This window comes from Pseudomonas paraeruginosa PA7, assembly GCF_000017205.1.
Lineage (GTDB): Bacteria > Pseudomonadota > Gammaproteobacteria > Pseudomonadales > Pseudomonadaceae > Pseudomonas > Pseudomonas paraeruginosa.
Window position 1 is genome coordinate 791,749 of the sequence record NC_009656.1, and the last position, 13,252, is coordinate 805,000.

Annotated in this window: 15 protein-coding genes (1 of these 15 cut by a window edge); 7 read left to right on the forward strand and 8 right to left on the reverse strand. The window is 65.7% G+C overall.

Features of this window, described 5'->3' with window-relative positions; genetic code table 11:
* Positions 1 to 268 precede the first annotated feature (268 nt).
* Positions 269 to 691, forward strand: coding sequence for an OsmC family protein (locus PSPA7_RS03785; RefSeq protein ID WP_003085219.1), 423 nt, complete (start codon positions 269 to 271; stop codon positions 689 to 691).
* A gap of 319 nt (positions 692 to 1,010) precedes the next feature.
* On the forward strand, positions 1,011 to 1,805 hold the full coding sequence (gene speD / locus PSPA7_RS03790) for an adenosylmethionine decarboxylase (protein ID WP_003150131.1): 795 nt from the start codon (positions 1,011 to 1,013) through the stop codon (positions 1,803 to 1,805).
* Positions 1,806 to 1,869: 64 nt separating this feature from the next.
* Here the strand turns inward: speD and coq7 are convergent, their stop codons facing one another.
* Complete coding sequence (coq7, locus tag PSPA7_RS03795; protein ID WP_012074213.1) at positions 1,870 to 2,517, reverse strand: 2-polyprenyl-3-methyl-6-methoxy-1,4-benzoquinone monooxygenase; 648 nt, start codon at positions 2,515 to 2,517, stop codon at positions 1,870 to 1,872.
* A 99-nt stretch (positions 2,518 to 2,616) separates the two neighbouring features.
* Positions 2,617 to 2,955, reverse strand: coding sequence for a histidine triad nucleotide-binding protein (locus PSPA7_RS03800; RefSeq protein ID WP_012074214.1), 339 nt, complete (start codon positions 2,953 to 2,955; stop codon positions 2,617 to 2,619).
* Between the two features lie 75 nt (positions 2,956 to 3,030).
* Here PSPA7_RS03800 and PSPA7_RS03805 point away from each other — a divergent pair, with 75 nt between their 5' ends.
* Complete coding sequence (locus tag PSPA7_RS03805; protein WP_003150128.1) at positions 3,031 to 4,512, forward strand: AAA family ATPase; 1,482 nt, start codon at positions 3,031 to 3,033, stop codon at positions 4,510 to 4,512.
* A gap of 11 nt (positions 4,513 to 4,523) precedes the next feature.
* On the opposite strand, the gene PSPA7_RS03810 is transcribed toward PSPA7_RS03805, so the two are convergent.
* The 4 genes from PSPA7_RS03810 to hemJ form a co-directional block, all read right to left on the reverse strand.
* The gene (locus PSPA7_RS03810; RefSeq protein ID WP_012074215.1) at positions 4,524 to 5,324 is read right to left on the reverse strand and encodes an SDR family NAD(P)-dependent oxidoreductase; all 801 of its coding nucleotides are present in this window, start codon (positions 5,322 to 5,324) and stop codon (positions 4,524 to 4,526) included.
* A gap of 60 nt (positions 5,325 to 5,384) precedes the next feature.
* The gene (locus PSPA7_RS03815; protein ID WP_012074216.1) at positions 5,385 to 6,452 is read right to left on the reverse strand and encodes a DUF805 domain-containing protein; all 1,068 of its coding nucleotides are present in this window, start codon (positions 6,450 to 6,452) and stop codon (positions 5,385 to 5,387) included.
* Between the two features lie 121 nt (positions 6,453 to 6,573).
* Positions 6,574 to 7,542, reverse strand: coding sequence for an NAD(P)H-dependent flavin oxidoreductase (locus PSPA7_RS03820; RefSeq protein WP_012074217.1), 969 nt, complete (start codon positions 7,540 to 7,542; stop codon positions 6,574 to 6,576).
* Between the two features lie 15 nt (positions 7,543 to 7,557).
* Complete coding sequence (gene hemJ / locus PSPA7_RS03825) at positions 7,558 to 7,980, reverse strand: protoporphyrinogen oxidase HemJ (protein ID WP_003150125.1); 423 nt, start codon at positions 7,978 to 7,980, stop codon at positions 7,558 to 7,560.
* Between the two features lie 289 nt (positions 7,981 to 8,269).
* Here hemJ and argC point away from each other — a divergent pair, with 289 nt between their 5' ends.
* The 4 genes from argC (at position 8,270) to erpA (ending at position 10,874) form a co-directional block, all read left to right on the forward strand.
* On the forward strand, positions 8,270 to 9,304 hold the full coding sequence (argC, locus tag PSPA7_RS03830) for an N-acetyl-gamma-glutamyl-phosphate reductase (RefSeq protein ID WP_012074218.1): 1,035 nt from the start codon (positions 8,270 to 8,272) through the stop codon (positions 9,302 to 9,304).
* Positions 9,304 to 10,023, forward strand: coding sequence for a DUF6776 family protein (locus tag PSPA7_RS03835; RefSeq protein ID WP_003150123.1), 720 nt, complete (start codon positions 9,304 to 9,306; stop codon positions 10,021 to 10,023). The genes argC and PSPA7_RS03835 overlap by 1 nt, the downstream gene beginning before the upstream one ends.
* On the forward strand, positions 10,024 to 10,446 hold the full coding sequence (locus tag PSPA7_RS03840; protein WP_074197375.1) for a bactofilin family protein: 423 nt from the start codon (positions 10,024 to 10,026) through the stop codon (positions 10,444 to 10,446).
* A 77-nt stretch (positions 10,447 to 10,523) separates the two neighbouring features.
* Entirely contained in the window at positions 10,524 to 10,874 is a 351-nt protein-coding gene (gene erpA / locus PSPA7_RS03845) for an iron-sulfur cluster insertion protein ErpA (RefSeq protein ID WP_003085254.1), read from the forward strand.
* Between the two features lie 49 nt (positions 10,875 to 10,923).
* Here erpA and PSPA7_RS03850 read toward each other — a convergent pair whose 3' ends face one another.
* Together PSPA7_RS03850 and PSPA7_RS03855 are read right to left on the reverse strand one after the other, a co-directional pair.
* Complete coding sequence (locus tag PSPA7_RS03850; RefSeq protein WP_034000208.1) at positions 10,924 to 12,015, reverse strand: anhydro-N-acetylmuramic acid kinase; 1,092 nt, start codon at positions 12,013 to 12,015, stop codon at positions 10,924 to 10,926.
* Between the two features lie 2 nt (positions 12,016 to 12,017).
* On the reverse strand, positions 12,018 to 13,252 hold the 3' portion of the coding sequence (locus PSPA7_RS03855; protein WP_012074221.1) for a peptidoglycan DD-metalloendopeptidase family protein. The gene runs 172 nt beyond the window's last position; 1,235 of the gene's 1,407 nt are visible here — the last part of the coding sequence; its start codon lies off the right edge, out of view; its stop codon occupies positions 12,018 to 12,020.

The window sequence follows — 13,252 nt, forward strand, 5'->3', positions numbered from 1 at the left end:
CGAGTCCCGAAAGAATAAAGAATATGCCTGACGTGCAAGGCAATGTTTTTTTGAGTTCTTATGAAGAGACCTGCCAGGGCCCGGGAGCTCAGCGGAGAGCTCCCCCCAACCGGGCAGATCGGAAAGTGTGCCAGTAAACCGGGTCCAGCTTAACAGACGGGCCATGAAGGTTGATGTGATTTTGCGACGCAGCTATCAGGACTGTGATCCCGTACTGTCCTTGGGCCCTGTGCTAAGCTGGCGCCCTTTGCCGGCGGGAGTCTGAACGATGAAAGCGCGTATCCAGTGGGCGGGCGAGGCGATGTTCCTCGGCGAGTCCGGTAGCGGCCACGTGGTGGTGATGGACGGTCCGCCGGATCACGGCGGACGCAACCTTGGCGTGCGGCCCATGGAGATGGTCCTGATCGGCCTCGGCGGTTGCACCAACTTCGATGTGGTCAGCATCCTGAAGAAGGCGCGCCAGCCGGTAGAAAGCTGCGAGGCCTTCCTCGAGGCCGAGCGGGCCGACGAAGAGCCCAAGGTGTTCACGAAGATCCACGTGCACTTCGTGGTCAAGGGTCGCGGCCTGAAGGAGGCCCAGGTCAAGCGCGCGGTGGAACTGTCGGCGGAGAAATACTGCTCGGCCTCGATCATGCTCGGCCGCGGCGGGGTGGAGATCACCCACGACTACGAGATCGTCGAACTCGGCTGAGACGACATCCGGTCATCATAAAAGGGGCGCAAACTCTGGCGGAGGCTCGATCGGCTCTGCATAATGCGCCCCTTTTTTCGTGCCGCGCAGTTTCGTCGGGCGGCCCTTCAGTTCGGAAGTTTCTTCCGGTCTGATAGACGTTTCCCGAGCCATCCCGGTCGGGCGACCAATGGCGCCAGCCGGCGCCCGTGCAACTCAACAAACCACAATCGCCATCGCGAAGAGGTGTTAACCGTCCTACGCAGGTGCGTCGTTCGCATCTGACGGGCATGCCCCAACCCTGCGGCAGAGCCGCACGCAACCGAGAGAGTTCCCCACGGTGAAAAGCAAACTCAAGCTCCACGGGTTCAACAACCTGACGAAGACCTTGAGCTTCAACATCTACGACATCTGCTACGCCGAGACGCCCGAAGACCTCCAGGCCTACGTGCAGTACATCGACGAAGAGTACGACGCGGAGCGTCTGACGCAGATTCTTACCGATGTTGTCGACATCATCGGCGCCAATATCCTGAACATCGCACGTCAGGACTACGACCCCCAGGGCGCCAGCGTGACCATCCTGATCTCCGAGCAGCCGGTCACCCCGACCGACAGCCAGATCGAAGAGTCCCCGGGCCCGCTGCCGGACACCATCCTGGCGCACCTGGATAAAAGCCACATCACCGTGCATACCTACCCGGAAATCCATCCGGTGGACGGCATCGCGACCTTCCGCGTGGACATCGACGTATCCACCTGTGGGGTGATCTCCCCGCTGAAGGCCCTCAACTACCTGATCCACCAGTTCGATTCGGACATCGTCACGGTCGACTACCGGGTCCGCGGCTTCACCCGCGACATCGAGGGGCGCAAGCACTTCATCGACCACGAGATCAACTCGATCCAGAACTATCTCTCCGACGACACCCGCGAGGCCTACCAGATGACCGACGTGAACGTGTACCAGGAGAACCTGTTCCACACCAAGATGCTGCTCAAGGACTTCGAACTGGAGAACTACCTGTTCGGCGACGCCACCCGCAACCTCTCGGCGGAGCAGCGCGAGCAGGTCACCGAGCGGCTCAGGCACGAGATGCTGGAGATCTTCTACGCGCGCAACATGCCGCACTGATCGCCCGCAGGACCCGCAAGATAAGAAAAAGCCCGCTTCGAGCGGGCTTTTTCATGGGGGCGATTCAGATGCGGTAGGTGCTCTTGGTCATCACCTTGGCCAGCAGGCTCATGCCCAGTTTCACCGGCGCCGGGAAGCGCAGGCCGCCGGCGGCCAGGGCGTTGCTCGAATGCTGTTCTTCGTCGACACGCATCTGCTCGAGGATGGCGCGGGACTTCCGATCTTCCTGGGGAATCTGCGCCAGGTGTTCGTCCAGGTGCTTGCATACCTGGTCCTCGGTGGCGGCGACGAAGCCCAGGCTGACGCGGTCGCTGACCAGGCCGGCGGCGGCGCCGACGCCGAACGACAGGCCGTAGAAGATCGGGTTGAGCACGCTGGGACGGCTGCCCAGCTGGCGGATGCGTTGCTCGCACCAGGCCAGGTGGTCGATCTCCTCCTCGGCGGCTTCTTCCATTGCCTCGCGGACCTCCGGCAGCCTGGCCGTCAGCGACTGGCCCTGGTACAGCGCCTGGGCGCAGACCTCGCCGGTATGGTTGATGCGCATCAGGCCGGCGATGTGGCGGGTGTCTTCCTCGCTCAGCTCGCCGTCGGGCTCCACGATGGCCGGCGACGGTCGTGCCGGCTGGCCGCTGAACGGCAGCAGGGTGCGCAGGGCGGAGTCGGCCTGCAGCAGGAAACGGTCGATGGGCGAATAGTGGCGGTCGGCGGACATGGCGCACCTCCGGAAACGAAAGATCGCACCAGTTTACCGGAAGTGCGCTGATAGCAGGATGTTGCGGACGGGCTGCGATGTCGCAGCGCCAGCAGGGATTCAGCCCGGCGGCCAATGCATCTGGCGTTGACCCAGCACGTGCATGTGGATGTGGTGCACGGTCTGCCCGCCAAGGTCGTTGCAGTTCATCACCACACGGAAGCCTTCCGCGCAGCCCTGCTCGCGCGCCAGGCGCTGGGCGGTGAAGAGGATATGGCCTGCCAGCGGCCGGTCGGCCTCGGTCAGGTGCTCGAGGGTGGGGATGTGCCTTTTCGGGATGACCAGGAAGTGCACCGGCGCCTGCGGGCCGATATCGTGAAACGCGACAACTTCCTCGTCTTCATAGAACTTGCGCGCGGGAACTTCCCCCGCCACGATCTTGCAGAACAGACAGTCCATGGGCGTTCCCTCCGATTTCGGTATTCCCCGAGTGTAGCGGCGCCCGTCGCGACCACCCAAGCGTGAGGAGACGCGGTGAAGAACGATATACACGACCTGGGCCTGGTGCTGGATTCCCGGGTCAAGCTGATCCTCATCGAGTCCTGGGACGAACCGAAGGTCATGGAGACCCTCACCGGTCTGGCGATCAAGCGCGGTCTCGGACTGTACACCTGGTCGGTGACCGAGGGCGTGCAGCGCCTGGGCTTCGGCGGCGAGCCGCTGGGTGACGAGGACAGCAGCGACCCGGTGGCGGCGTTGCGGCTGATCAGGCATGACCGGCAGGCGAATCTCTACGTGCTCTGCGACCTGCATCCGTTCCTCGGCGACAGCCCGATCCTGGTGCGCCTGCTCAAGGAGATCGCCATGGCCGAGGGCAACCATCGGCCGACGGTGGTGCTGGTGTCCCATGCGCTGAAGCTGCCGGCCGAGGTGCAACGCTTCGCCGCACGCTTCTCGCTGTCCCTGCCCAGCGAGGACGAGTTGCTCGGCATCGTCCGCGAGGAGGCTTCACGCTGGAGCGAGCGCAATCGCGGCGCGCGGGTACGCACCGACAACCGCACCCTGCAGCAGGTGGTGAAGAACCTGCGCGGGCTCAGCCACGCCGAGGCGCGCCTGCTGGCGCGCAACGTGATCTGCAACGACGGGGCGATCACCCAGGAAGACCTGCCCGAACTGAACCGCACCAAGTTCCAACTGCTCGACCTGGAAGGCGTGCTGAGCTTCGAATACGACACCGCGCGCTTCGCCGAGGTCGGCGGGCTGACGGCGCTCAAGCGCTGGCTCGGCGAGCGGCAGTCGGCATTTCTCGCCGGCAAGCCCGGCGACCAGCCCAAGGGCATCATGCTGGTGGGCGTGCAGGGCGCCGGCAAGAGCCTGGCGGCCAAGGCGGTGGCCGGCCTCTGGGGCCTGCCGCTGCTGCGCCTGGATTTCGCCTGCCTCTACAACAAGTACTTCGGCGAAACCGAACGCAACTTGCGCGAGGCGCTGCGGCTGGCGGAGCAGATGGCGCCCTGTGTGCTGTGGATGGACGAGGTGGAGAAAGGGCTTTCCGGCGGCGATCAGGACAACGGTGTCAGCCAGCGCGTGCTGGGCACCCTGCTGACCTGGATGGCCGAGCGCGAGGCGCCGGTGTTCCTGGTCGCCACGGCGAACGCCATCGACCGTCTGCCGCCGGAACTGGTGCGAAAGGGGCGCTTCGACGAGCTGTTCTTCGTCGACCTGCCGGCACCGGAGATTCGGGCCGAGATATTTCGCATCCATCTGCAGCGCCGCGAACTGGAGCCGGCGCAGTTCGACCTCGCCGCGCTGGCGGCCGCCAGCCAGGGATTCAGTGGCGCGGAGATCGAGCAGGCGGTGGTGGCGGCGCTGTATGCCGGGCAGGCGCGGCAGCAGGCGGTGGATCAGGAGTTGCTGCTGAAGGAACTGGCGCGGACCTCGCCGCTGTCGGTGCTGATGGCGGAAAGGCTCGCCACGCTGCGGGCCTGGGCCAACGGGCGGGCGGTACCGGCGGACTGAGCGGGTGCCGCTCAGGCCCGTGGCGCGGAGGGCAGCGTCGAAGCGTTGAGCCGCGCGGCGATCCTGCGCACCAGCCAGCGCGGCGCCAGGCGCGGGCTCAGGGCGAGCAGGCGATTGCGCCAGCCGGGAACGATCAGCGCGCGGTTCCTGTCCAGCCCGCGCAGGGCCAGCAGGGCGACTTCCTCGGGGGACATCATCAGCTTGCCCTGCTCGAGCTTGCCGAGGCGCATCCCGGCTTCGCGGAAGAACGCGGTCCGGGTCGGCCCGGGGCACAGGACCGAGACTTTCACAGCGCGGGCTTTCAACTCTTCCCGCAGGCCTTCGGAGAAATGCAGGACATAGGCCTTGCTCGCGTAGTAGTTGCTCATCCAGGCGCCGGGCTGGAAGGCCGCCACCGAGGCGACATTGAGGATCTGCCCACCGCCCTGTGCCGCCATGCGGGTGCCGAGGGCGTGGCAGAGGCGGGCCAGGGCGAGAATGTTGAGCTCGATCAGCTCCTGCTCGCGCGCCCACTCCTGGTCGACGAACGGACCGGCGCTGCCGATCCCGGCGTTGTTCACCAGCAGGTCGATCTGCCGTTCGCCCTGCTCCAGTTCGTGCAACAGCCCGGACAACTGCAGCGGTTCGGCAAGGTCGCAGGTACGGAACAGCACCTCCACCCCGAAACGCTGTGCCAGTTCGTAGGCGATGCTCTCCAGCGCGTCGCGCTGGCGCGCCACCAGGATCAGGGCGCGGCCGCGCCGGGCCAGGGCTTCGGCGAGGGCCAGGCCGATACCGCTGGACGCGCCGGTGATCAGGGCATAACGGGGCATTCGAGACTTCTCCGAAACGGACGGGGGATTGGACCCCGCCCGTCGCGAGGGGTTGCGTGGTTACTGTTGCTGGTCTTCTTCCAGGGTCTCCGCCGCTGCGGTGGCGGCTTCACTGGCCTCTGCCGCCGCGGCGGAAGCCTGTTCCTCCATCGTGTACGGTTCGCTGGCGCCGCCTTCATAGTTCGCGCGCTCCAGGTAACCCTCGTAGGAGGGCAGGGCGATGGCGGCGATGATAGCGACTATCGGCAACAGGACGATCAGGCTGGCTAGGACTTTCACTCCGGTGCTGTTGGCCGGCGGCGGCGGGCCGTAGCGGTTGGCGCCGTTGCTGCCGGGCAGGACCAGCATCAGGATGCCGAACACGCTGCCGACGAAGGGTACGAAGTTGAGCAGCCAGAGCCAGCCCGACCAGCCGAGGTCGTGCAGGCGCTGCACGCCGATCATCACCGCGATGACGATGAAGGCGATCGAGGCCAGGACGGTGACGGCCACGCCGACGGTTTCGCCGAGCAGGAAGCCCAGGCCCATGATGAGCATGAAGCACAGGGTCATCGCCATCGACCAGCCGAGATAGCGCAGGCGGCCGATCCGCCCGTTGGTGGTGAAGACGTTCAGCTCGCCGTACGCGGGAAGGGCGTCGCCGACCTGGGCGCTGGGCGGGGTATAGGGCGAGGCGGCCGCGGCGGTCGCCGCCGCAGGCGCGGTGTTTTCGCCGAGTTGCGCCTGGCGTGCCAGGTACTTCTCGATGATGATGCCGCAGGCCGCGCACTCCGGCGCGCTGGGCTGTTCATGGCCGCACTTGGGACAGGTCATCGGCGGCAGGTCCTGCGCCGGGGGCTCGTCCGCGGCCGGGGGGTTGTGCTCGGGCGTTTCCACCAGGCTCAGGCTGGCGGCCAGGTCGACCTCCTTGTGGGCGTTGGCGCCGGCCTGGTGCAGGGCGGCCAGGTAGCGATCGGCCTCGGCTTCCGGAAGCTCGCGTTTCAGCACCACCGGGCGACCGCCGAACAGGGCGTCGATCTTGCCCGGTTCGCTCTTGAACAGGCGGGCGAGATTGTCCTTCACGGCCTCGAGCTGTGCGTCGGGCATCAGCTCGCCGGAGAAGACGATCTTGAAGCGTTGGTCGGTCATGCAGGCATCCTTGTCAGCTGGGGTGAGAGAAATGCAGCCGACAGCCTAAATCGGCGGCCCTGGCGCTCACAAGCGCGAGATGAGAAATCCCGCACAAGCCGGACCGCCTGGCGGGGCGGTTTCAGCGCGGCCAGCGGGTCGCCAGGCGATTCGCCTTCTGCAGGGCGTCGCGGTATTCGTGATCGAGGCGGGCGATCAGTTGGTCGACGGCGGGTAGGTCGTCGATGTTGCCGGCGCCCTGGCCGGCGGACCATACGGTCTTCCAGGCCTTGGCTTCATCGTTCACCGGCTTGAGCTTCTCGCCGTAGTTCATGTCCGCCTTGTCGGTCAGGCGTTTCAGGTCGTAGCCGGCAGCCTCGAGGCTTTGCCGCATGAAGCTCGCCGGGACCCCGGAGACCGCCGGGGTGTGCACGATATCGGCGGCTCGCGCCTCGAGGATCATCTGCTTGTAGGCGTCGGAGGCATTGCTGTCGCGGGTGGCGATGAAGCGTGTGCCGAGGTACGCCAGGTCGGCGCCGAGCATCTGCGCGGCGAGGATCTCATGGCCATGGTTGAGGCAGCCGGCCAGCAGGAGGGTCTTGTCGAAGAACTGGCGGATCTCCGCGACCAGCGCGAACGGACTCCAGGTCCCGGCGTGGCCGCCAGCCCCGGCGGCTACCGCGATCAGCCCGTCGACACCGGCCTCGGCGGCCTTCTCGGCATGGCGGCGGGTGGTCACGTCGTGGAATACCAGGCCGCCGTAGCTGTGCACCGCGTCCACCACTTCGCGTACCGCGCCGAGGCTGGTGATGACGATCGGCACCCGCTGCTCGACGCAGATCCGCAGGTCGGCCTGCAGTCGCGGGTTGGTGTTGTGCACGATCAGGTTCACCGCGTAGGGCGCCGGGTTGTCCAACTCCGCCAGGCCGGCCTCGATCTCTTCCAGCCAGCCCTTGAAGCCGCTGCTATCGCGCTGGTTGAGCGCCGGGAAGCTGCCGACGATGCCGTTGCGGCAGCAGGCCAGCACCAGTTGCGGGTTGGAAACCAGGAACATCGGCGCGGCCACCATCGGCAGTCGCAGGCGTTGGTCGAGCAGGGCGGGCAAGGACATGTCAGGACTCCAGGGTCAGAAAGGTTTGAGCACCACCAGTAGGACGATCAGCAGCAGGAACAGTACAGGGACTTCGTTGAACCAGCGGTAGAACACATGGCTGCGGCCCGGCTCGCCGCGGGCGAAACGCTTGAGCATGGCGCCGCAGGCGTGGTGGTAGCCGACCAGCAGCAGCACCAGGGTCAGCTTGGCGTGCAGCCAGCCCTGGCTCAGCCAGCCGGGGGTTAGGTAGAGCATCCACAAGCCGAGGACCAGGGTCGCGAGCATGGACGGCATCATGATTCCCCGGTACAGCTTGCGCTCCATGACACAGAAACGCTCCCGGCTGGCCTGGTCCTCGCTCATGGCGTGGTAGACGAACAGGCGTGGTAGGTAGAACAGGCCGGCGAACCAGCAGACCACGGCGATGATATGGAAGGCTTTGAGCCACAGGTACATCAGGACATCCTCTTGATCACGGTGCCCCGATAGTAGAGGGATGGGTGGGAAGCGTCACCCTGGTGGCTTGTCGCTGTCTGATATGGCGGCTGATATGGCTGCATAGCAGGTAGGAGTATTCGGATAGGCCCCTGCGGCGATTTCTGTCCTCCTGCGCTGGGATAGACTCCCGCCCCGAAGGGCCGAACCGGTCGCAAAGCCGGATGCCCAGCGCTGTTCATGCCGGCGCTCGGCTCTTATCATTGACCTCTTTTGGCTAGCTTGCCTCAGCGCGCGGAGTGATGGACAGATGATCAAGGTCGGCATCGTTGGCGGTACGGGTTACACGGGCGTGGAACTGCTGCGCCTGCTGGCGCAGCATCCCCAGGCTCGGGTGGAGGTGATCACCTCGCGCTCCGAGGCGGGGGTGAAGGTCGTCGACATGTACCCGAACCTGCGAGGTCACTACGACGACCTGCAGTTCAGCGTGCCGGACACGCAGCGCCTGGGCGCCTGCGACGTGGTGTTCTTCGCCACGCCGCACGGGGTGGCGCACGCGCTGGCCGGCGAGTTGCTGGATGCCGGGACCCGGGTCATCGACCTGTCCGCCGACTTCCGCCTGGCGGACGCCGAGGAGTGGGCGCGCTGGTATGGCCAGCCGCACGGCGCCCCGGCGCTCCTCGAGGAAGCCGTTTACGGTCTTCCGGAAGTGAACCGCGAGAAGATCCGCCAGGCGCGCCTGATCGCCGTGCCGGGCTGCTACCCCACGGCCACCCAGCTGGGCCTCATCCCGCTGCTGGAGGCCGGTCTGGCCGATGCCTCGCGGCTGATCGCCGATTGTAAGTCCGGGGTCAGCGGCGCAGGTCGGGGTGCCAAGGTTGGCTCGCTGTTCTGCGAGGCGGGCGAAAGCATGATGGCCTATGCGGTCAAGGGCCATCGCCACCTGCCGGAGATCAGCCAGGGGCTGCGCCGGGCCTCGGGCGGCGAGGTCGGCCTGACCTTCGTGCCGCACCTGACGCCAATGATCCGCGGCATCCATGCAACCCTCTATGCGCATGTCGCGGATCGTTCGGTCGACCTCCAGGCGCTGTTCGAGAAGCGCTATGCCAACGAGCCTTTCGTCGACGTGATGCCGGCCGGGAGCCATCCCGAGACCCGCAGCGTACGCGGTGCCAACGTCTGCCGGATCGCCGTGCATCGTCCGCAGGGCGGCGACCTGGTGGTGGTGCTGTCGGTGATCGACAACCTGGTGAAGGGCGCCTCCGGGCAGGCGCTGCAGAACATGAACATCCTGTTCGGGCTGGATGAGCGTCTGGGTCTTTCGCATGCGGCCCTGCTCCCCTGATGTCCGGCTGGGAACTCCGCTTTCGTGATCCGAGACGGGCCTGGCTGGCCCGTCTCGGCATCGGTGCGCTGCTGCTCTCGGTTCCGTTGGCGTTTTTCGGCGGCCGCTGGTCGACGGGCGCGGACAACGCCCGCAGCGAGGCTGAGGCACAACGCCAGGAGGCCTTGATCGGCGAGCAGAAAACCGAACTGGAGCGCCTGCGTACCGAGGTCGAGGTGCTTCGCAGTGGCGAGCGCCTGGGGCAGCAGGCCATCGAGCAGAGCCGGCAGACGATCAAGCTGCTCGAGGAGCAGGTGTTCAAGCAGCAGCAGGACATCGCCTTCTACAAGGGCGTGGTCGCACCGGCGAGCAAGACCGATGCGCTGGAGATCCGCGCCTTTGAGGTACAAGGCACGGACAATCCGCTGCGCTTCCGCTATAAGGTGATGCTCAGCCGCCTGGGCAAGGACGAGCGCAAGCTCGACGGGCGGCTGAAAGTCCGCATCAGCGGCAAGCTGGCGCGCAAGGACACCAGTTACGACCTCGAACAGCTCTCGCCGGAACTGGGCAAGACAGGGCTGTCGATTTCCCTCCGGCATTTCCAGTCGATTCCCGAAGCGGGACGTTTCGCCGAACTGGAGTTGCCGAAGAACTTCATCCCGACGCTGATCGACGTACGCGCAGAGCTGAATGGCCAGTCCAAACCGCTACAGCGCCGTTTCGATTGGCCGAAGCAGTGAGTGACCATTATGTGGAGCAAGAACAAGGGCCGGGCTGACGTCCAGCGTTTCACCGGCCAGACCAGCCTGATCGCCAGCGGTGCCGAACTGGTTGGCGACATGAACCTGAAGGGGGCGGTACAGATCGACGGTGCCGTGCGCGGCGCCCTGCAGGCCCACGAAGGGCTGGTACGGGTCAGCGTCGGAGGCCGGGTGGACGGTGAGATCCGTGCGCCCCACGTGATCATCGATGGCCAGGTGGATGGCGACATCCATGCCATCGAGCGGCTGGAACTGGGGGCTCAGGCGAGGGTGAAGGGCAATCTGCACTATGGCTTGATCGAGACTGCCATGGGCGCCCAGATCGATGGTCGCCTGTGTCCGATGACCGAGGCCAGCCCGCGCCCGCTGGAGCTGCCGGCCAGCGTGGAAACTGTGGATTAGTTGACCATTTTTCTGGGACAAGAGGATAATGGGCGTAATGTTGTAACGCACGGCCTCAAGCCGGGAGATTCGGAAACATGAGCATCGAAACCTTCACCCCTACGCCCCTGCTCTTTACCCCAGGCGCAGCCAACAAGGTGAAGACGTTGATTGACGAAGAGGGTAACCCTCGCCTGAAGCTGCGGGTATTCGTCACCGGCGGCGGTTGTTCGGGCTTCCAGTACGGTTTCACCTTCGATGAAGACATCGCCGACGACGATACGGTGATCGAGCGCGATGGCGTCGGCCTGGTGGTGGATCCGATGAGCTTCCAGTATCTGGCCGGTTCCGAAGTGGACTACCAGGAAGGTCTGGAGGGCTCGCGGTTCGTGATCAAGAACCCGAACGCCGCGACGACCTGCGGTTGCGGGCAGTCGTTCTCGATCTGATCCGGCCGGAGGCCTGAAGAACGCCGCGCAACCGCGCGGCGTTTTCGTTTCAGGCGGGATAGAGCGCGCCGAGGACCCTCGGCCCCGCAGCGCCTGTGACGTCCGGGCAATTGCCGGGCAGGCGCTCGAGGAAGCGATGGGCGAGCCAGGCGAATGCCATGCCCTCCATCCAGGCGGGGGGAATGCCGTATGCGTCGGTACTGGCGATCCGTGCCGCGGGCATCAGCGCGGCGAGACGTGCCATCAGCGCCGCATTGAAGGCGCCACCGCCACATACCAGCACTTCCTCGCACTCCGGCTGGGCGTCCAGCAGCGACTCGCTGATGCTGCGGGCGCTTAGTTCCAGCAAGGTCGCCTGGACGTCCTCGGCGGGAAGGACGGGATGGCCGGCCAGACGTTCCTGCAGCCAGGCCAGATTGAAACGTTCCCGCCCGGTGCTCTTGGGCCCCCGGGTGGCGAAGAATTCGTCCGCCAGCAGGGATGCCAGCAGATCGTCGTTCACCCGCCCGCTGGCGGCCCAGGCGCCGTCGCGGTCGAAATGCTCGCCGCGCCGGCAGTGGATCCAGGCGTCCATGAGGACATTGCCCGGTCCGCAGTCGAAACCGCGCACCGGTTTTCCGGGAGCGAGCAGCGAAACGTTACTGAAGCCGCCGATGTTCAGGATCGCCCTGGCCTTGCCTGAATCCCCGAACAGCGCCTGGTGGAAGGCTGGCACCAGCGGCGCGCCCTGGCCTCCGGCGGCGACGTCGCGGCGGCGGAAGTCGGCGATGACATCGATGCCGGTCAGTTCCGCCAGCAGGGCGGGATTGCCGATCTGCACGGTGAAGTGTCGGGCGGGTTCATGGCGAATGGTCTGCCCGTGGCTGCCGATGGCGCGGACCGCGCCAGGAGCCAGTCGCTGCTGTCGCAGCAGTTCGCCGACACCTTGTGCCGCCAGGCCGACCCAGCGCCGCTCGACATCGGCGGCCCGGGCGATCTCGTCAGGACCCGGTGCGCAGAGCGCGAGGATGTCCTCGCGCAGGTCGGCGGGCATGGGCAGGTAGTGGGAAGCGAGCAAGGTGGTGCGATCACCTTGCTCGATCAGGACGATGTCCATCCCGTCCATGCTGGTGCCGGACATCAGCCCCAGGTAGCGAGGCATGATCAACGCTGCTTGTTCAGGGCCAGGAGGGTTTTCTTTTCCTGGTCCATGCGCGCGATCATTGGCTGGGTCTGCGCCATGAAGCGCTTGCGATCGGCGCCGCCGAGCGGGTCGGCCATGGGCAGCTTCGCGCTCAGCGGATCGACGTGGCGACCGTTGATCTGGAACTCGTAGTGCAGGTGCGGGCCGGTCGCCAGACCGGTCATGCCTACGTAGCCGATGATCTGCCCCTGTTTCACGCTGGTGCCGGAACGGATGCCCTTGGCGAAGCGGCTCATGTGCCCATAGATGGTGCGATAGCGCTGGCCATGCTGGATGACCACGGCGTTGCCGTATCCGCCCTTGCGTCCGGCCTGGAGGATCTTGCCGTCGCCGGTCGCCTTGATCGGCGTACCGATGGGCGCGGCGTAATCGACGCCCTTGTGGGCGCGGATCTTGTTCAGGATCGGATGCCGGCGGCCGAGGGAGAAGCGCGAGCTGATGCGAGCGAAATCCACCGGCGTGCGGATGAACGCCTTGCGCATGCTCGAGCCGTCGGCACGGTAGTAGCTGGTGTTGCCCTGCTTGTTGGTATAGCGCACCGCCGTGTAGGTCTTGCCGCGGTTGACGAAGCGGGCGGCGAGGATGTTGCCGGTGGCCACCTGCTTGCCATTGACCTTGTGCTGTTCGTAGATCACATCGAACTCGTCGCCTTCGCGCAGGTCGAGGGCGAAGTCGATGTCGTAGCCGAAGATGTTCGACAGCGAGGTGACCAGGTTGTAGGGGAGACCGGCGTTGCGCCCGGCTACGAACAGCGAGCTGGTGATGCGGCCATGGGCGTAGGCGGTGTGCAGGTCGATCTGGGCTTTCTCGCGCTTGAAGGCATAACCCTTGGCGGTCTTGTCCAGGCCGATGGTCTCCAGCTCGCTCTGCTTGACCCGCAGGGCTTGCAGCTCGCCGTTGGGGTCGAGCTTGAGCTTGACCTCCTGGCCGACCTTGAGATGGGTGAAGCGCTTGGCGTCCTTGCTGCTGGCGAGCATATCGTGCATGGCGCTGGTCGACAGGCCGGCCTTGGCGAATACGGTCGACAGGGTGTCGCCACTGGCGACGGTGACGGACTTCCACTCGGGGTCGACGGGTTTTGCGGCGGAGACCGGCGTGTCCGAGTTTTGCTCGGCGCCTTCCGCCTGGGCGAAAGGAGTGCCTTCGTCGCTGGAATTGGTGACCGATTGCGGCAGGAGATCGTCTTTCTCCTGAA

Coding starts and splice junctions, on each gene's coding strand:
- PSPA7_RS03810 (WP_012074215.1), bottom strand. CDS start 5,324: ATGCCCCGTTATGCCCTGATCACCGGCGCGTCCAGCGGTATCGGCCTG.
- erpA (WP_003085254.1), top strand. CDS start 10,524: ATGAGCATCGAAACCTTCACCCCTACGCCCCTGCTCTTTACCCCAGGC.
- hemJ (WP_003150125.1), bottom strand. CDS start 7,980: ATGTACCTGTGGCTCAAAGCCTTCCATATCATCGCCGTGGTCTGCTGG.
- argC (WP_012074218.1), top strand. CDS start 8,270: ATGATCAAGGTCGGCATCGTTGGCGGTACGGGTTACACGGGCGTGGAA.
- PSPA7_RS03815 (WP_012074216.1), bottom strand. CDS start 6,452: ATGACCGACCAACGCTTCAAGATCGTCTTCTCCGGCGAGCTGATGCCC.
- PSPA7_RS03835 (WP_003150123.1), top strand. CDS start 9,304: ATGTCCGGCTGGGAACTCCGCTTTCGTGATCCGAGACGGGCCTGGCTG.
- coq7 (WP_012074213.1), bottom strand. CDS start 2,517: ATGTCCGCCGACCGCCACTATTCGCCCATCGACCGTTTCCTGCTGCAG.
- PSPA7_RS03800 (WP_012074214.1), bottom strand. CDS start 2,955: ATGGACTGTCTGTTCTGCAAGATCGTGGCGGGGGAAGTTCCCGCGCGC.
- PSPA7_RS03850 (WP_034000208.1), bottom strand. CDS start 12,015: ATGCCTCGCTACCTGGGGCTGATGTCCGGCACCAGCATGGACGGGATG.
- PSPA7_RS03785 (WP_003085219.1), top strand. CDS start 269: ATGAAAGCGCGTATCCAGTGGGCGGGCGAGGCGATGTTCCTCGGCGAG.
- PSPA7_RS03820 (WP_012074217.1), bottom strand. CDS start 7,542: ATGTCCTTGCCCGCCCTGCTCGACCAACGCCTGCGACTGCCGATGGTG.